15 protein-coding genes are annotated in these 17,881 nt (G+C 60.3%); 8 read left to right on the top strand and 7 right to left on the bottom strand.

Annotation, left to right across the window (positions count from 1 at the left end):
• Positions 1-12 precede the first annotated feature (12 nt).
• The 5 genes from FBY01_RS05900 to aspA form a co-directional block, all read right to left on the bottom strand.
• Positions 13-1,044 (bottom strand): histone deacetylase family protein, encoded by a 1,032-nt coding sequence (locus FBY01_RS05900; RefSeq protein WP_083375438.1) that lies wholly within the window; start codon positions 1,042-1,044, stop codon positions 13-15.
• A gap of 246 nt (positions 1,045-1,290) precedes the next feature.
• Positions 1,291-2,283: an AraC family transcriptional regulator gene (locus tag FBY01_RS05895; protein ID WP_010465347.1), complete on the bottom strand. Its 993-nt coding sequence runs from the start codon at positions 2,281-2,283 to the stop codon at positions 1,291-1,293.
• Between the two features lie 147 nt (positions 2,284-2,430).
• Complete coding sequence (locus FBY01_RS05890) at positions 2,431-3,435, bottom strand: asparaginase (RefSeq protein WP_010465345.1); 1,005 nt, start codon at positions 3,433-3,435, stop codon at positions 2,431-2,433.
• Positions 3,436-3,539: 104 nt separating this feature from the next.
• Positions 3,540-4,991: a sodium:alanine symporter family protein gene (locus FBY01_RS05885; RefSeq protein WP_010465343.1), complete on the bottom strand. Its 1,452-nt coding sequence runs from the start codon at positions 4,989-4,991 to the stop codon at positions 3,540-3,542.
• A 521-nt stretch (positions 4,992-5,512) separates the two neighbouring features.
• On the bottom strand, positions 5,513-6,937 hold the full coding sequence (gene aspA / locus FBY01_RS05880) for an aspartate ammonia-lyase (protein ID WP_010465341.1): 1,425 nt from the start codon (positions 6,935-6,937) through the stop codon (positions 5,513-5,515).
• Between the two features lie 180 nt (positions 6,938-7,117).
• Here aspA and FBY01_RS05875 point away from each other — a divergent pair, with 180 nt between their 5' ends.
• The 5 genes from FBY01_RS05875 to FBY01_RS05855 all read left to right on the top strand — a co-directional run bounded on the left by FBY01_RS05875 (position 7,118) and on the right by FBY01_RS05855 (position 10,940).
• Positions 7,118-8,035: a LysR substrate-binding domain-containing protein gene (locus FBY01_RS05875; RefSeq protein WP_145306508.1), complete on the top strand. Its 918-nt coding sequence runs from the start codon at positions 7,118-7,120 to the stop codon at positions 8,033-8,035.
• Positions 8,036-8,372: 337 nt separating this feature from the next.
• Complete coding sequence (purE, locus tag FBY01_RS05870; protein WP_008150032.1) at positions 8,373-8,864, top strand: 5-(carboxyamino)imidazole ribonucleotide mutase; 492 nt, start codon at positions 8,373-8,375, stop codon at positions 8,862-8,864.
• A gap of 11 nt (positions 8,865-8,875) precedes the next feature.
• Complete coding sequence (locus tag FBY01_RS05865) at positions 8,876-9,958, top strand: 5-(carboxyamino)imidazole ribonucleotide synthase (protein ID WP_145306510.1); 1,083 nt, start codon at positions 8,876-8,878, stop codon at positions 9,956-9,958.
• A 110-nt stretch (positions 9,959-10,068) separates the two neighbouring features.
• Positions 10,069-10,314 (top strand): GlsB/YeaQ/YmgE family stress response membrane protein, encoded by a 246-nt coding sequence (locus FBY01_RS05860; protein ID WP_145306512.1) that lies wholly within the window; start codon positions 10,069-10,071, stop codon positions 10,312-10,314.
• A gap of 89 nt (positions 10,315-10,403) precedes the next feature.
• On the top strand, positions 10,404-10,940 hold the full coding sequence (locus FBY01_RS05855; protein ID WP_102594569.1) for a DUF3299 domain-containing protein: 537 nt from the start codon (positions 10,404-10,406) through the stop codon (positions 10,938-10,940).
• A gap of 135 nt (positions 10,941-11,075) precedes the next feature.
• Here FBY01_RS05855 and FBY01_RS05850 read toward each other — a convergent pair whose 3' ends face one another.
• Complete coding sequence (locus FBY01_RS05850; protein ID WP_145306514.1) at positions 11,076-11,975, bottom strand: D-hexose-6-phosphate mutarotase; 900 nt, start codon at positions 11,973-11,975, stop codon at positions 11,076-11,078.
• Between the two features lie 57 nt (positions 11,976-12,032).
• Complete coding sequence (locus FBY01_RS05845) at positions 12,033-12,437, bottom strand: acyl-CoA thioesterase (protein ID WP_007896491.1); 405 nt, start codon at positions 12,435-12,437, stop codon at positions 12,033-12,035.
• Between the two features lie 383 nt (positions 12,438-12,820).
• Here FBY01_RS05845 and FBY01_RS05840 point away from each other — a divergent pair, with 383 nt between their 5' ends.
• The 3 genes from FBY01_RS05840 (at position 12,821) to FBY01_RS05830 (ending at position 17,869) form a co-directional block, all read left to right on the top strand.
• Positions 12,821-14,119 (top strand): MFS transporter, encoded by a 1,299-nt coding sequence (locus FBY01_RS05840; RefSeq protein ID WP_010465323.1) that lies wholly within the window; start codon positions 12,821-12,823, stop codon positions 14,117-14,119.
• A gap of 232 nt (positions 14,120-14,351) precedes the next feature.
• Positions 14,352-15,350, top strand: a complete 999-nt coding sequence (locus tag FBY01_RS05835) for a phosphate ABC transporter substrate-binding protein PstS family protein (RefSeq protein WP_145306516.1) — start codon at positions 14,352-14,354, stop codon at positions 15,348-15,350.
• A 485-nt stretch (positions 15,351-15,835) separates the two neighbouring features.
• The gene (locus tag FBY01_RS05830; RefSeq protein WP_178113216.1) at positions 15,836-17,869 is read left to right on the top strand and encodes an ABC transporter permease subunit; all 2,034 of its coding nucleotides are present in this window, start codon (positions 15,836-15,838) and stop codon (positions 17,867-17,869) included.
• Positions 17,870-17,881: the final 12 nt, after the last annotated feature.

The following is a 17,881-nucleotide window of genomic DNA, read 5'->3' as shown; positions in this document are numbered from 1 at the left end:
TGTTCTAATTCCTCATTGGGCGCTTTCAAAACCTTCGAGAACGTTCACGGCATTGATGCCGATTTCTTCTACCGCGTAGCCGCCTTCCATCACGAACAGCGTCGGCTTGCCGAGTTTCGCGATGCGTGCGCCCATGGCCAGGTAATCGGGGCTGTCGAGCTTGAACTGGGAGATGGGATCGTCCTTGAACGTATCGACGCCCAGGGACACGACGACGATGTCGGCGCCGTATGTTTCGATCTCGTTGCAGGCTTGCTCCAGCGCTGCACTCCAACGGTCCCAGCCGCTGCCAGCCGGCAAAGGGTAGTTGAAGTTGAAGCCTTCACCGGCCCCTTCGCCGAGCTCGTCTTCATAGCCGAGGAAGAACGGGAACTCGGCTTCCGGATGGCCGTGGATCGAGGTGAACAGCACATCGCTGCGTTCGTAGAAAATCGATTGAGTGCCGTTGCCGTGGTGGTAGTCGACGTCGAGGATCGCGATCTTTTTGTGGCCTTGATCGAGGAACGCTTGAGCGGCGATGGCGGCGTTGTTGAGGTAGCAATAACCGCCCATCAAGTCGCTGGCGGCGTGGTGTCCCGGTGGACGGCACAGGGCAAAGGCACTGCGAGCGCCGCGCTGGATGGCGGCTTGCGCGGTGAGGGCCACTTGCGCTGCGCTGTATGCCGCTTGCCAAGTGCCGGCGGTGATCGGCGCACCGCCGTCGAAGCTGTAATAGCCGAGCTGGCCGTGCAGGCTGGTGGGGATGATCCGGCGCAAGGTGCGGGCTGGCCAGGTGTAGGGCAGCAAGTCGCCGTCGGTTTTGAATTCGGTCCAGCGTGCCCAGGCACCTTTGAAGAAGTCGAGGTAGTCGCGGCTGTGGATGCGCGCGATCGGGTCGAGGCCGAAATCCTTCGGCGCTTCGACAGGGCCGAGGTTCTGCGTTTGCACGCGTTGCAGCACATGGTCGGCACGCGAGGGCATTTCGAAGCAGGGCATCAGTTGCCCGTCCATCAATTCACAACGGCCGTGGTGCAGGTGGTGATCGTCCGAGTAGATCGTCAGCATTTCTTGTTCTCCGCAGGCTGATTCGGTTGAACACAGTCTTGCGGCGCAGCGCGATTCGGAGAACGGCAGGAAAGGCCAAAAGGGGATCGATATGGCCAAAAGATCTGACCGGAATTCGCCCTTTATTGGCGCGCAAGTGCCCCGGTGTTGGGCACCCACCTGTAGGCGCGAGACTTGCCCGCGAAGCGTTTGGCGTACTTGAAGACGCCTTCGCGGGCAAGCCTCGCTCCTACAGAGAGTTGTGGGTCAAGGGCGGAACTGACTCGGTGCCACACCACTCCAGCGCACAAACGCATGGCGGAAACTCGCGGTTTCGCTGAAGCCCAGCGCCTCGGCGATCCGGTAGATCGGCAGCTGATCCTCACAGAGCATCTGCTTGGCCTGCTCGAAGCGCAGTTCATCGAGCAATTCCTGATAGCTGCACCCCAGGTCCTTGAGATGCCGACGCAACGTTCGCGCCGAGCAATTCATCTGCAACGCCAAACCTTCCAGCCCCGGGGCTGCATTCAGTTGCGCACGAAGCAACTGCCGAATCCGCCCCAACCACGCCTGCCGCCCGGTGAATTCGGTGTTCTGCTTGCGGCAGCGGTCGACCATGGCCTGATGGGTGATGACATCGGCCAGCGGCAAGGGCTGGTCGAGCCAGCGCTTGTCGAATGCGAAGGCGTTATCTCGCGCGTCGAAGTGCAGCGGGCAGTCGAAGTGTTCGGCGTAGCTCGCCCGATAATCCGGCGCCATATGTTCCAGGCGAGCGGCGAGCAATGGCAGCGGGTGCCCGAGCAGGTCATCGCAAATGACTTTTAACGACACCAGGCAGAACTCGGCGTTGAACACGGCCAGCGCCGGATTTTCTCGATAATCGGCAGCGACGAACCACACACGCTCGCCGTCGACTTCCAGGCTCAACTCGAAAAGTGTTCCCAGCAGCGCCGGATAACGCATCGCCAGGCGCAAAGCGTCACCGAAGGTGGCAGAGGTGAGTAGCGCATAACCGAGTATGCCGTAGGACGAAACGTGCATCCGCCGCCCCAGTTCCAGGCCGATATCACGCTTGAGCGCGACGGCGTTGGCACACACCTGCATCTCCTGGTTGGTGGTGATTCGCGTGTCCGCCCGGCTCAGATCCGCCGCGCTGATGCCACTTCCCGCCAGCAGTGCTTCGCTGGACAAGCCTTCGGCCTTGAAGGTGTTGAGCACCAGGGAGACGGCGTTGAGGGTGGTGAGGTGGGAGTGGAGCATGGGAAGTTCCAGCGATTGGATGCTGGAATCGAGCAAGTTGTATGCCGCGAATGAATACTTGCAGGAGCGAGGCTTGCCCGCGAAGCTTTTGGCGCCTTCAAGGACGTCTTCGCGGGCTAGCCTCGCTCCTACAGGTCCTGCGGTGTATCAGACCAGTTCACCGCAAAGGTCGAGCTCGACCAGACGCCGGACTTCAGAGGTGTCCAGCCCGGCACCCAGCAACCCATGCAACTTGCCCAACGCCGCCTCACGGGTCATGCCGCCGCCCGAAAGCACACCCACGCCTCGCAACCGGCTACCGGCCTCGTAGACATCCAGCTCAACGCCACCTTCATGGCATTGGGTGACGGCGACGATAACCACACCATTGTCCCGTGCCCGCTCCAGAGCGGCGAGAAACTCAGGGTTATCGCTCGGCCCGGTGCCACTGCCGTAGCATTCCAGCACCAAGCCTTGGATGCCGCTGTTCAGCACGCCATCAAGCTGCTCGGCGCCGATTCCTGGGAACAACGGCAGCACCGCGACTTTCGCCAGTTGCTTGCTCTGGTTGTAATTCAATTGAGCCGGCAGCGACGTGGCCTTCACACCACCGCCCTGACGCTCCAGGCGCTTGAACGGATGGCGACCGAAACTACGAACCTTCGCGCAATGAGTCGGGTCCAGCAGTTCGCCGTGGAAATACAGATGAACGCCCGGCGCCAGGCCATGGCCCAGGGCAACCAGCGCACCGCTGAGGTTTTCCCAGGCATCGCTGTCGGTCACGCCGGCCGGCAGCATCGAGCCGGTGAACACCACGGGGGCATTCAGGCCGAGCAACTGAAAACTCATCGCGGCGGCGCTGTAGGCGAGGGTGTCGGTGCCGTGCAGGATCAGCACGCTGTCGCAGCCTTGGACATCAACGGCGTCGACCACCGCTTCACGCAGTTGCTGCCAGTACGTCGGGCTCATGTTGGCGCTGTCGATCAGCGGCGACATTTCGCGAAAGCGCCACTGCGGCACGACCACGTCGGGCTGGCTGTGCAGATATTCACGCATCCGCGCTTCGAAACCGGACGCCGGGGCCAGGCCATTGGCGCTGGCTTGCATGCCGATGGTGCCACCGGTGTAGAGCACCATGACGTGCTGGGCGGCTGGGTAGGAGTTGGGAACCATGGGAAAGTCTCCGCAAGAGATGACATGTGGGAGCGAGCCTGCCCGCTCCCACAAGTTGTGCACTTTAACTGACGGGCGCAGAGGATGCGCCCGTCGTTTACCCATCAGCGTTGCGCTGCGGGTACGCCTTGCAGTTCGGCTTCAGCCTTTGGAGCCGCGGCCGGCGGATTGGCTGGCCAGGCGTTCAAGTCCAGGTCCAGATCCGGGAATTTGCTCGAATCGAATACCGGCGTCTTGATCCCGGCGGCACGCTGGTCATCGTAGTCACGCAGGATGCGCATGCCGACCTTGAACAGCAGGAACAGCGCGATCAGGTTCACGAACGCGAGCATGGTCATGGTGATGTCGGCGAAGGCGAACACCGTGCCGAGGTTTTCGATGGCGCCCCAGAAAATCAACACCAGCACCAGCGCGCGGTAGCCAATCAGCGCCTTGCGGTTTTCACCGATCAGGAAGCGCAGGTTGCTCTCGCCCAGGTAGTAGTTGTAGAGGATCGAGGTGAACACGAACAACGACAACGCCACGGAAATGAAGCTACGGCCCCAGTCACCGACCACGGCGGCCAGCGAGTTCTGGGTCAGGGCAATGCCGTCGCCTTCGAAGCCTGGGGTGTAGAAACCCGAGAGCAGGATCAGCAATGCGGTGCAGGTGCAGATCACGAAAGTATCGAGGAACACGCTGAACGCCTGAACCACGCCTTGTGCCACCGGGTGCTCGACGGAAGCCACGGCCGCCACGTTCGGCGCACTGCCCAGGCCCGCTTCGTTGGCGAACACGCCACGTTTCACGCCCATGACGATTGCGCTGCCGATCAGGCCGCCGAAGGCCTGGTCCAGACCGAAAGCACTTTTGACGATGGTCATCAGCATGCCCGGAACCTGGTCGAACTGCAGCACGATCACATAGATGGTCACGCCGATGTACACCAGGGTTTTCACCGGCACCAGCAGGTCAGCGACCTTGGCGATGCGCTTGATCCCACCGATGAACACCAGGCCGAGCAGCACCGCCAGGGCCAGGCCTGTGTAGGTGGTGTCGAGGCCGAACGCGTTGTTCAGCGAGTGAGTCACGGCGTGGGATTGCAGGCCGTTGAAGGCAAACCCGAAGGTCACCAGCAACAGGAACGCCATGATCATGCCCAGCCAGCGTTTCTGCAGACCGTGCTGGATGTAATAGGACGGGCCGCCACGGTAGGTGCCGTCGGCATCGCAGCGCTTGTAGAGCTGGCCGAGGGAACATTCGAAGAAGCTGCTGGACATGCCGACCAGTGCGGTCACCCACATCCAGAACACCGCCCCCGGGCCACCCAGGGTAACGGCGATGCCGACACCGGCGATGTTACCCGCGCCGACACGGCCGGCGAGGCTGAGCATCAAGGCCTGGAACGAACTGAGTTGGCCGGCGCTGCTTTTCAGGCTGTCGCGGAACACCGCGAACATGTGGAAGAAATGGCGCAATTGAACGAAACGCGAGCGGATCGTGAAGTAGCTACCGAGCCCGACAATGAGCACGATCAGTACTTTCCCTGAGAGGAAGTCGTTAATGACTTCGAGCATGGATTATTCCTCGCTGTTTTTTGTGTAGGCAAATGTTGGGCAGGCAGAAACATCGCGTTACACCGGTGTGCACGTGGCACAACAGTGAGGCGAGTGTTCGTCCCGGGCCCATATCGCAGGTTTGTTATTAGTTCGGGTTTCGCATGGGTTTGGGCCTCGTTACCGACGACCGCTCACGCGAAGAGGGGCGGCACTATACCTAGGAGAGTGCCGTCCGTCTGCACGGTTGTGGTGCAAGCGACGAAACGAAGCCTTTGAAACACCTGACTTTTTGAGCCAGGCCTTTGTAGGAGTGAGCCTGCTCGCGATGCAGGCACCGCGGTATTTCAGTTACACCGCGTTATCGTTCATCGCGAGCAGGCTCACTCCTACAGAAGACGGTTTTCCTTACAAAAGTTAAAAAAAAGGGCTTGGGGAATAAATCCCCAAGCCCTCAAAAGGTGAGAGGTGTCTAGTCCCTCGACCTGGTGAGCGTGTGGCTCCTGGTGCTCTTCGTTAAAAGAGCAAGAGTCTGCGTTCGGTCAAGCCTTCAAAGGCACCAGACGCGGAGCAATCATGTTTTCCGGGCGCAGGATGTCGGCGAGCATTTCGTCGTCGAGCAAGCCTTCTTCGCGCACCAGTTCCAGCACGCCGCGGCCGCTTTCGAGGGCGATACGGGCGATGCGGGTGGCGTTTTCATAGCCGATGTACGGGTTCAGCGCGGTGACCAGGCCGATCGAGTGCTCGACCAGCTCACGGCAACGCTCTTCGTTGGCGGTGATGCCGACGATGCAGTGCTCGCGCAGCATGTCCATGGCGCGTTGCAGCAGGCGGATCGAGTCGAAAATCTTGAAGGCGATCAGCGGCTCCATCACGTTCAGTTGCAACTGGCCGCCTTCGGCGGCGATGGTCAGGGCCAGGTCGTTGCCGATGATCTGGAACGCTACCTGGTTAACCGCTTCCGGGATTACCGGGTTGACCTTGCCGGGCATGATCGAACTGCCTGGCTGACGCGCCGGCAGGTTGATTTCGTTGATGCCGGTGCGTGGGCCGCTGGACAGCAGGCGCAGGTCGTTGCAGATCTTCGACAGCTTGACCGCGGTGCGCTTGAGCATGCCGGAGAACAGCACGAAGGCGCCCATGTCGGAAGTGGCTTCGATCAGGTCGGCCGCCGGAACCAGCGGTTGACCGCTGATCAGGGCCAGGCGCTGAACGGCCAGGTGCTGGTAACGCGGGTCGGCGTTGATACCGGTACCGATCGCGGTGCCGCCCAGGTTCACTTCGGTCAGCAGTTCAGGGGCCAGTGTTTTCAGGCGTGCCAGGTCTTCGCTCAACGTGGTGGCGAAGGCGCGGAATTCTTGACCCAGGGTCATCGGCACGGCGTCTTGCAACTGGGTACGGCCCATCTTCAAGACGTGGCTGAACTCAACACCCTTGGCAGCGAACGCCTGGATCAGGCTGTCGAGGCTGGCCAGCAGCGCGTCGTGACCCAGCAGCAGACCCAGGCGGATCGCGGTCGGGTAGGCGTCGTTGGTCGACTGCGCCATGTTCACGTCGTTGTTCGGGTGCAGGTATTGGTATTCGCCCTTCTGGTGACCCATGGCCTCCAGCGCGATGTTGGCGATGACTTCGTTGGCATTCATGTTGGTCGAAGTGCCAGCGCCGCCTTGAATCATGTCCACCACGAACTCTTCGTGGAAATCGCCGCGGATCAGACGGGCACAGGCTTCGCTGATGGCCGCGTGCTTGGCTTCGCTCAGGTGACCCAGCTCGCGGTTGGCGTCAGCGGCGGCCTGTTTGACCATCGCCAGGCCGACAACCAGCTTCGGGTAATGCGAAATCGGAACGCCGGAGAGACGGAAGTTGTTCACCGCTCGCAGGGTCTGGATGCCGTAATACGCTTGAGCAGGTACTTCGAGTACGCCAAGCAGGTCTTTTTCTGTGCGGAAAGATGCAGCGGAGGACATGATAGAAATCATCTCGATAAGGACCCGGTCTGTGCCGGAACGCTGCAAATGCTAGGCTTGTAGAGAATTTTCGGCCAATGCTGTTAAACACTGGCCTATGCACATTCGGCATAATGCCGGTGTGACGCCGTGTGTGCGGCGAGCGTGTGACCTAAATTGGTGCGTGTCCGGGAGGACGTGATGAATCTGGAAAGTAAATGGCTCGAGGACTTCAGCGCCTTGGCCGCCACCCGCAGCTTCTCCCAGGCTGCGGAACGCCGCTTCGTGACGCAGCCTGCGTTCAGTCGCCGAATCCGCAGCCTGGAAGCCGCGCTGGGGCTGACGTTGGTCAACCGCTCACGCACGCCGGTCGAACTGACGGCGGCGGGACAGTTGTTTTTGGTGACCGCGCGGACCGTGGTTGAACAGCTCGGCGAAGTGCTGCGCCACCTTCATCACCTGGAAGGCGGACAGGGCGAAGTGATGCAAGTGGCTGCCGCTCACTCATTGGCCTTGGGTTTCTTTCCGCGCTGGATCGCGCAGTTGCGCAATGAAGGCCTGAACATTGCCACGCGGTTGGTGGCGACCAACGTCGGCGACGCGGTGCATGCGCTGCGCGAGGGCGGTTGCGACTTGATGCTGGCGTTCTATGACCCGGACGCGGCCTTGCAGATGGACCCGGAAATCTTCCCGTCGCTGCACCTTGGCCACACCGAGATGTTGCCGGTGTGCGCGGCGGATGCCGACGGCAAACCCTTGTTCGATCTGGAAGGCGAGGCCAGTGTGCCGCTGCTCGCTTACAGCGCCGGTGCGTTTCTCGGGCGTTCGGTCAATATGCTGCTGCGCCAGCGTGCGCTGCGCTTCACCACCATCTATGAGACCGCCATGGCCGACAGCCTGAAAAGCATGGCGCTCGAGGGGTTGGGGATTGCCTGGGTGCCGCAATTGAGCGTGCGTGCCGAACTGGCGCGCGGTGAACTGGTGGTCTGCGGCGGCCCGCAATGGCATGTGCCGCTGGAGATCCGACTGTATCGCTGCGCGCTGGTGCGCAAGGCGAACGTTCGTTTGCTGTGGCGCAAACTGGAAGGCGGCGCCGCCCAAGGCACGACGGGATCCTGAAACCACTGAAGATCAAAGGTGGGAGCGGAGCGGGCCTGCTCGCGAATGCGGTGGTTCAGTCAACAGTGTCGGCGACTGACACATTGCATTCGCGAGCAGGCTCGCTCCCACAGGGGATTTGTGGTGTTCTTTCGCTGACCTTCAAGTCAATAAAACCGGCACTTTGCGCCGTATGACAGATGGTCGTTTCAGGGGCTGTTTATCTGCTTCATTGAGGTATACTGCGCGGCCTTCGGCCGGCTTGACTGGCCATAATTCGTACAATCAAGCCACGCATTTTGCGTGGCTTGTTGTTTTTTGACGCGCCTGCGGGCGCCCAGAGAGAAGAGGCACGACGATGAGTGCACTGGTTGGCGTGATCATGGGCTCCAAGTCCGATTGGTCCACCCTTAGCCACACCGCCGATATGCTGGAAAAGCTCGGCATCCCTTACGAGGTGAAAGTGGTCTCTGCCCACCGCACCCCGGACCTGCTGTTCCAGTACGCCGAAGAGGCGGAGGCGCGTGGCATCGAGGTGATCATCGCCGGTGCCGGCGGCGCGGCCCACTTGCCTGGCATGTGTGCGGCCAAGACCCACCTGCCGGTGCTGGGCGTGCCGGTGCAGTCGTCGATGCTCTCGGGCGTCGATTCGCTGCTCTCGATCGTGCAGATGCCAGCGGGCATTCCGGTTGCCACCCTGGCCATCGGCAAGGCCGGCGCGATCAACGCAGCCCTGCTGTCGGCGAGTATCCTCGGCGCCAAGCACCCGCAGTTCCACGCGGTGCTGAAAAAATTCCGCGCTGAGCAGACAGACAGCGTCCTGGAAAATCCAGACCCACGCATCGCCTGAGGTTGTTGACGATGAAGATCGGTGTAATCGGTGGCGGCCAGTTGGGCCGCATGTTGGCGTTGGCGGGCACCCCGCTGGGCATGAACTTCGCTTTCCTGGACCCGGCACCGGATGCTTGCGCAGCCGCGTTGGGCGAACACCTGCGGGCCGATTATGGCGATCAGGACCACCTGCGTCAGCTGGCTGATGAAGTCGATCTGGTGACCTTCGAGTTCGAAAGTGTCCCGGCTGAAACCGTGGCTTTCCTGTCGCAATTCGTCCCGGTCTACCCGAGCGCCGAAGCCCTGCGCATTGCCCGCGATCGCTGGTTCGAGAAGAGCATGTTCAAGGACCTGGGGATTCCCACCCCTGCGTTCGCCGACATTCAATCGCAAGCCGATCTGGACGCTGCCGTGGCGTCGATCGGTCTGCCGGCCGTGCTGAAAACCCGCACCCTGGGTTACGACGGCAAGGGCCAGAAAGTCCTGCGCAAACCGGAAGACGTGGTCGGCACCTTCGCCGAACTGGGCAGCGTGGCCTGCCTGCTGGAAGGCTTCGTGCCGTTCACCGGCGAGGTCTCGCTGATCGCTGTGCGTGCTCGCGATGGGGAAACCAGATTCTATCCGCTGGTTCACAACACCCACGACAGCGGCATCCTCAAGCTGTCCGTGGCCAGCACCGACCATCCGCTGCAAGCCTTGGCGGAAGACTATTCCAGCCGCGTGCTCAAGCAGCTGAATTACGTCGGCGTGATGGCGTTCGAGTTCTTTGAAGTCGACGGTGGCCTCAAGGCCAACGAAATCGCCCCGCGCGTGCATAACTCGGGTCACTGGACCACTGAAGGCGCCGAGTGCAGCCAGTTCGAAAACCACCTGCGGGCTGTTGCTGGCCTGCCGCTGGGTTCGACGGCGAAGGTCGGCGAGAGCGCGATGCTCAACTTCATCGGCAAAGTCCCGGAGACTGAAAAGGTCCTGGCCATCGCCGATTGCCATCTGCATCACTATGGCAAAGCGTTCAAGGCTGGCCGCAAGGTTGGTCACGCCAACCTGCGTTGTGCAAACCGCGAAACACTGGCCGCGCAGATCCTCCAGGTCGAAGCGCTCATCGCCGAATAAACAGTTTCATGTGGCAGCGGCGGAACCATTCTAGGTCCGCCGTTCTCTCATGGCAGGATGCGAAAGTCTGACTAGGCTTCTGCATTGCCATTCAATCAGAGGGAAGTGCCATGGGAATTATCGGAACCATCTTTATAGGCTTGGTCGTCGGCCTGCTGGCTCGGTTCCTGAAACCGGGTGATGACAGCATGGGCTGGATCATGACCATCCTGCTCGGTATCGGCGGTTCGCTGGCGGCCACTTATGGCGGCCAGGCTCTGGGCATCTATCACGCAGGCGAAGGTGCAGGCTTCATCGGTGCGCTGGTCGGCGCGGTGGTGCTGCTGGTGATCTACGGTTTGATCAGAAAGAACTGATTCAAGCGACGAAGTCCTCTCCGCGCCGCACGCGGGGAGGGCTAGAATGCTCGGCGTTGCACAGACCTCTCCTTATGCCGAGCACCTTCATGCGCCGTTTTCTGCTGACTTTTCTTTTACTGGGTACGGGCCTTGCCCATGCCGGCGAACTGCCGGAAACCGACTGGCTCGAACTGATGCCCAAGTCGGACCAGAAAGCCCTCGAGGCCATGCCCGAAATCGACCACAACTCCCCCGAAGGCGATGGCACCTTTACTGAAAAAGGTGGCATGAAGCAGAGCAAGGGCTTGCCGGCGGTGATGTACTCGACCAAAACCGTGCCGTCGATGAACGACAAGAACATCCGCATCGGCGGTTATCCGGTACCGCTGGAGTCCGACGCCAAGGGACGCAGCACGCTGTTCTTCCTTGTCCCGTACCCGGGCGCCTGCATCCACGTGCCGCCACCGCCACCTAACCAATTGGTGTTGGTGCGTTATCCGAAGGGTTTGAAGCTGGACGATATCTACACACCGCTGTGGGTGACCGGCACGCTGAAGGTCGAGAAGGTCAACAATGATTTGGCTGACGCGGCGTATGCGCTGGATGCGGCGAAGGTGCGGGTGGTGCAGGAGTCGGATTTGTAACAGCGCCAACCAGACTGGCAAAGATCCACTGTGTGCGAGCCTGCTCGCGATAGCGGTGTAACAGCCAATATTGATGTTGGATGTTATGACGTCATCGCGAGCAGCCTCGCTCCCACATTGGTTTTGTGGTGTTGCTTATAAAGGGTTGCTGGCGATGCTGACTTCGAGAGTGTGGGTGGCGCCGGGTTTCAGCGTCACCACATCATCCATCACATTCGCCGTCTCGATGCACAGCATCTTCTGCCAGCCATCGTCGGCCATGTCGCTGAACGCCGTCGCGCGTTCGATCCACGGGTTCCAGATCACCGCCGAGCGCGAACCACTGCTGGTCAGCTCAATGCGCCGTTTCCAGGCCGGGTCGACAATGCTCAGCTTCGCCGGGGTATTGAGGTAGATACGGTCGGTTTCGCCGGTAAAGCGCAGATCGCCGGTCTGGGTCACGGTTTTCCAGTCGTCCAGCGTTTCGATATAGCTCAAGCCATTCAGCCCTTCGACATGCACCGTGCGCACATCGCTGACAGCGAAGTAACTGTGCAACGCCTGGCTGATGGTGACGGTATCGGTGCCCTGATTGTGGCTGGTCAAGCTGATGTGCAGTTGCTCATCCAGACGGATGCTCAACTTCAGATCCACCTGATGTGGCCAGCCAGGAAAGCCGCCTTCGGGGTAGGGCAGGACGAATTCCACCTTCAGGCTCTCGCCCTCGGTTTCTATGCCGCCCAATTCCCAATCCATCGCCCGGACAAAACCGTGGGCAGTCGGCGGTTCGTTGCTGACGCGCATCGCCTGGACGCTTTGCGGGTTGCGCTTGAAATTGCCGAACCACGGCCAGCACACCGGCACGCCGGCGCGGATGCTCTTGCCGGTCTTGAACACGGCCTCATCGTTAAGCCAGATCAGCGGCGGTTGGCCGGCCAATTGATAACTGAGGATGTGCGCGCCTTGCTGGGCAACCAGCAATTCGGCCTGACCGTGGCGGATGCGCCAGCAGTTCAGTTCATCCAGTTTCACGGCTTCAACGTTGGGCGTGCTCATGGGGCAACTCTCGATCAGGAACAATGACTGCAATGGACCGCAGAAAGGTCGCCGTGTTTAACGCGCGCGTGGAGGAACCGAACGAGTACGGCCGCTGCCATCGATCGCGACAAACACAAACACGGCTTCAGTCACTTTACGCCACTCGCTGGACAGCGGATCGTCGCTCCAGACTTCGACCATCATCTGAATCGAGCTGCGGCCGATTTCCAGCGCCTGGGTATAGAAGGAAAGCTGAGCGCCCACCGCCACCGGGACCAGGAACGCCATGCGATCAATCGCCACGGTTGCTACGCGCCCACCCGCAACTTTGCTGGCCATTGCGGTGCCGGCCAAATCCATCTGTGCCACCAGCCAGCCGCCGAAAATATCGCCAAAGCCGTTGGTTTCACGCGGAAGCGCGGTGATTTGCAGGGCAAGGTCGCCTTGCGGAATTGGATCTTCTTGTTCGAGCTCTATCATGCCGGGGGTGCCTCTGACCCGTGACTCTTCATTGGTACTTCAGGTGAATAGCCGTCTCAAGAAAAAACGATTCAGCCCCGAACATACTACGTTCGTCACGTTTTTCGAAAGGCGCCTAAAGGGAAACTCTGCGAAACCGACTGAGCCACGCAATGACCTTGCCAGTCATCCAGCGCGTTTTCGCACAGCAACCCCTTACAAATGCTGCAACGCAGCGAGTATATCGATCGGTAGACTCCGAGACGACCGTCCGGTTCTCATTTTGACCGTCAAATACGCACCTCTATGTGCTTTTTCGAACAATTTGCTATCGTGCCGGACCTGCCCAAGCCCTCGCCAGCGTTGTTGGGGTTGCAGATCCGACTATAAGAGAAGCCCTTGCCATGACCACAGCGCCCTCTAGCATCGCGCAGCCGACCCAGCCCGCACGCCCGTTAACCCGTAGCGACTACAAGACGTTATCGCTGTCTGCCCTGGGCGGCGCACTGGAGTTTTACGACTTCATCATCTTCGTGTTCTTCGCCACGGTGGTGGGCAAACTGTTCTTCCCGGCGGACATGCCCGAGTGGCTGCGCCTGATGCAGACGTTCGGCATTTTCGCCGCCGGCTACCTCGCTCGTCCGTTGGGCGGCATTGTGATGGCCCATTTCGGCGACCTGCTTGGCCGCAAAAAGATGTTCACCCTGAGCATTTTCATGATGGCGGTGCCGACCCTGATCATGGGTCTGCTGCCGACTTATGCGCAGATCGGCATGTGGGCGCCGATCCTGTTGCTGTTGATGCGGGTGATTCAAGGCGCGGCGATTGGCGGTGAAGTGCCGGGCGCGTGGGTATTCGTTTCCGAACACGTGCCGCAGCGACATATCGGTTATGCCTGCGGCACCCTGACGAGCGGTCTGACGGCTGGCATCCTCCTGGGTTCATTGGTCGCCACGGCGATCAACAGCATTTACACCCCACTGGAAGTGTCCGATTACGCCTGGCGGATCCCGTTCCTGCTGGGTGGCGTGTTCGGTCTGTTCTCGGTCTACCTGCGCCGCTGGTTGCACGAGACCCCGGTGTTTGCCGAACTGCAACTGCGCAAGGCCCTGGCCGAAGAAGTGCCGCTGCGCGCGGTGCTGCGTGACCATCGCGGTGCGATCCTGATTTCCATGTTGCTGACCTGGCTGCTGTCCGCCGGCATCATCGTGGTCATTCTGATGACGCCGACCGTGCTGCAGACCGTTTACCACTTCTCGCCAACTACCGCGTTGCAGGCCAACAGCCTGGCGATCGTGTTTCTGAGTGTAGGTTGCGTGGCTTCCGGTGCCCTGGCTGACCGTTTCGGCGCTGGCCGAGTGTTTGTGTTTGGCAGCGCCGCGCTGTTGATCAGCTCGTGGACGTTCTATCACAGCCTGTTCAACCACCCGGACTGGCTGTTCCCGATGTACGCCTTGACCGGTTTCCTGGTCGGGACCATCGGTGCAGTGCCCTACGTGATGGTCAAAGCCTTTCCAGCGGTGGTGCGCTTCAGCGGGTTGTCGTTCTCCTACAACCTGGCCTATGCGATTTTCGGTGGTTTGACGCCGATGGTGGTGACGCTGCTGCTCAAGGAAAGCCCGATGGGGCCTGCCTACTACGTGGCGATCATTTGCGGGGTCGGGATTCTGGTGGGTGCGTATCTTTGGAAGAAGGGTCGCTGATCCCCGAAACTGTCTGTAGCTGTACCGGCCCTATCGCTAGCAGGCTAGCGCCCACATTGAATTGCATTCCAATGTGGGGCTAGCCTGCTAGCGATTTGGGGCGCATGAATTATCCGGCAAAAAACTCGAATGCTGGCCTTTCATCCAATTGTCATATTTCAGCCATAGAGTGTTCACACGGCCTGCTGATACTTGGCCCCGACTAACACACCCTATCTGCTAGGAGTAAGGCATGAAACTGAAGCGTTTGATGGCGGCAATGACTTTTGTCGCTGCTGGCGTTGCGACTGCCAACGCGGTTGCCGCTGTTGACCCTGCTATCCCGAGCTACACCAAGACCACTGGTGTGTCGGGCAACCTGTCCAGCGTCGGCTCCGATACCCTGGCCAACCTCATGACCCTGTGGGCTGAGAACTACAAAAAAGAATACCCGAACGTCAACATCCAGATTCAGGCTGCCGGTTCTTCTACCGCGCCACCTGCGCTGACTGAAGGCACCGCTAACCTGGGCCCGATGAGCCGCAAGATGAAGGACAACGAGCTGCAAGCGTTCGAAACCAAATACGGCTACAAGCCAACCGCTATCCCGGTTGCCGTGGACGCCCTGGCTGTCTTCGTGCACAAAGACAACCCGATCCAGCACATGACCATGGAGCAAGTCGACGCGATCTTCTCCTCGACTCGTCTGTGCGGTGCTAAAACCGACGTGAAAACCTGGGGTGATCTGGGCGTGACGGGCGACCTGGCCAACAAGCCGGTTCAACTGTTCGGTCGTAACTCGGTATCCGGCACCTACGGCTACTTCAAAGAAGAAGCCCTGTGCAAAGGCGACTACAAGCCAAACGTCAACGAACAACCAGGTTCGGCTTCGGTTGTGCAGTCGATCAGCTCCTCGCTGAACGGCGTGGGTTACTCGGGCATCGGCTACAAGACCGCTAGCGTGAAGACAGTGGCTCTTGCCAAGAAAGGCAGCACTGAGTTCATCGAAGACACCGAAGAAAACACCCTGAACGGCAAGTACCCGCTGTCGCGTTTCCTCTACGTTTACGTCAACAAGGCCCCGAACAAGCCTCTGGCTCCGCTGGAAGCTGAGTTCGTGAAACTGGTTCTGTCCAAACAGGGTCAGGAAGTTGTAGTGAAAGACGGTTACATCCCACTGCCAGCCAAGGTTGCTGCAAAAGCACTGGCTGACCTGGGTCTGCAAGAAGGCGGCAACGTAGCAAAAAAGTAAAACCCTGAGCCCGGGGTAGTCCCGGGCTCTGCAGGAGCGAGGCTTGCCCGCGAAAGCGGTGGTTCAGTCAACGTGACGTTGAATGTAATGACGCCTTCGCGAGCAAGCTTCGATCCTGCAAATGCCGGTACGCCGGCCCCCAAATTTCCGGTCCACTGCCAGTTCCCGCTGGCGGCGGATTTGCTGCGTCACTGCATTGTCATCTTTCTGTCATACAGGATCGCTAGGGTGTGCGCATGAATGATCTGGCCAATTCCACCATGACTACAAATCCCCCCAAGCGAATTGATTTCAATACGCCTGAATTGCAACGCAAGCGCCGCATCCGCGCGCTCAAAGATCGCCTGACCCGCTGGTACGTCCTCGTGGGCGGCCTTGCCGTTCTCGGCGCGATCACGTTGATCTTCTTCTTCCTCGCCTACGTTGTCTTCCCCCTGTTTCAGGGTGCCGACCTGACCGCCAAGGAATCCATCACGCCTGCCTGGATGCAAGACGCCGGCAAGCCGCTGATGATCTCCCTGGAAGAGCAGAACCAGGTCGCCATGCGGGTTTCCGACAAAGGGCAGGCACTGTTCTTCGATATCGACAGTGGCGCCGAACTCAAGCGCGTCGATCTGCCGATCCCGGCCGGCACCACCGTGACTTCCATCGGCGAAGACCAACCGGGCCATCCCTTGGTGGCTGTAGGTTTGTCCAATGGCCAGGCGCTGGTGTTCCGCCACACGTATAAGGTCAGCTACCCGGACGGCAAGAAAACCATCTCGCCGGCGATCGAATACCCGTACGGCGAAACTCCGATTGCGCTGAACGAAGCGGGCGGTGCACTGGAGCACGTCAGCCTCAACGCCACGGATTCGACCCTGATGCTGGTCGGTTCCACCGGCTCACAACTCAATGTGCTCTCGCTGACCAGCGAAGAAAACATGATGACCGGCGAAGTGACCAACGAGCAGAAGCGTATCGAGCTGCCGCAGATGACCGAGCCGGTGAAGAACATCTTTGTCGACCCGCGTCAGCAGTGGCTGTATGTGATTAACGGTCGTGCGCAAGCCGACGTGTTCAGCCTGCGCGACAAGAGCCTCAACGGTCGCTACAAATTGCTGGAAAACGGTGACGCCGAAATCACTGCCAGTACTCAACTGGTGGGCGGTATCTCGCTGATCCTCGGCGACTCCAAAGGCGGCCTGGCCCAGTGGTTCATGGCCCGTGACCCGGATGGCGAGTTGCGCCTGAAGCAGATCCGCACTTTCCAGATGGGCACTACGCCGATCGTTGAAATCACCGCTGAAGAACGTCGCAAAGGCTTCGTGGCCCTCGACGCCTCCGGCAAGCTTGGCGTGTTCCACAGCACCGCCCACCGCACCTTGCTGGTGGACCAGGTGGTCGACGGCCAAGGCGTCTTCGGCCTGTCGCCACGGGCCAACCGTGTGATCGTCGAAGCGGGCGGCAAGATTCAGCCGCTGCTGCTCGACAACCCGCACCCGGAAGTGTCGTGGAGCGCGTTGTGGAGCAAGGTCTGGTACGAGAACTACGACGAGCCTAAATACGTCTGGCAATCGACCGCCGCCAACACCGACTTCGAACCCAAGCTCAGCCTGTCGCCGCTGACCTTCGGCACCCTGAAAGCCGCGTTCTACGCCATGCTGCTGGCCGCTCCTCTGGCCGTCGCTGCCGCGATCTACACCGCGTATTTCATGGCCCCGGGCATGCGTCGCAAGGTCAAGCCGGTGATCGAGCTGATGGAAGCGATGCCGACGGTGATCCTCGGCTTCTTCGCCGGCCTGTTCCTCGCGCCTTATGTGGAAGGGCATTTGCCGGGCATCTTCAGCCTGCTGATGCTCCTGCCGATCGGCATCCTGGTCGCCGGTTTCGTCTTCAGCCGCCTGCCTGAGTCCATCCGCCTGAAAGTGCCGGACGGCTGGGAAAGCGCGATCCTGATCCCGGTGATTCTGTTTGTGGGCTGGTTGTCGCTGTACATGAGCCCGTACATGGAAACCTGGTTCTTCGGCGGCGACATGCGCATGTGGATCTCCCACGACCTGGGTATTACCTACGACCAGCGCAATGCTCTGGTAGTCGGTCTGGCCATGGGCTTCGCGGTGATCCCGAACATTTACTCCATCGCCGAAGACGCCGTGTTCAGCGTGCCCCGCGGCCTGACCCTCGGTTCCCTGGCCCTCGGTGCCACGCCATGGCAGACCATGACCCGTGTGGTGATCCTCACCGCCAGCCCGGGCATCTTCTCGGCACTGATGATCGGCATGGGCCGTGCGGTCGGTGAAACCATGATCGTGCTGATGGCCACCGGTAACACCCCGGTCATGGAAATGAACCTGTTCGAAGGTCTGCGAACGCTGGCCGCCAACGTCGCGGTGGAAATGCCCGAGTCGGAAGTCGGCGGCAGTCACTATCGCGTGCTGTTCCTCTCGGCACTGGTGCTGCTGTTGTTCACCTTCGTCATGAACACCCTCGCGGAACTGATTCGTCAGCGTCTGCGCAAGAAATACTCGTCGCTTTAAGAAAGGTAGAAG

The sequence above is a fragment of the Pseudomonas sp. SJZ077 genome (genome assembly GCF_007993905.1).
Lineage (GTDB): Bacteria > Pseudomonadota > Gammaproteobacteria > Pseudomonadales > Pseudomonadaceae > Aquipseudomonas > Aquipseudomonas mandelii.
The sequence above is the reverse complement of the archived record's forward strand: the minus strand, read 5'-3'. Positions and strand labels throughout refer to the sequence as shown.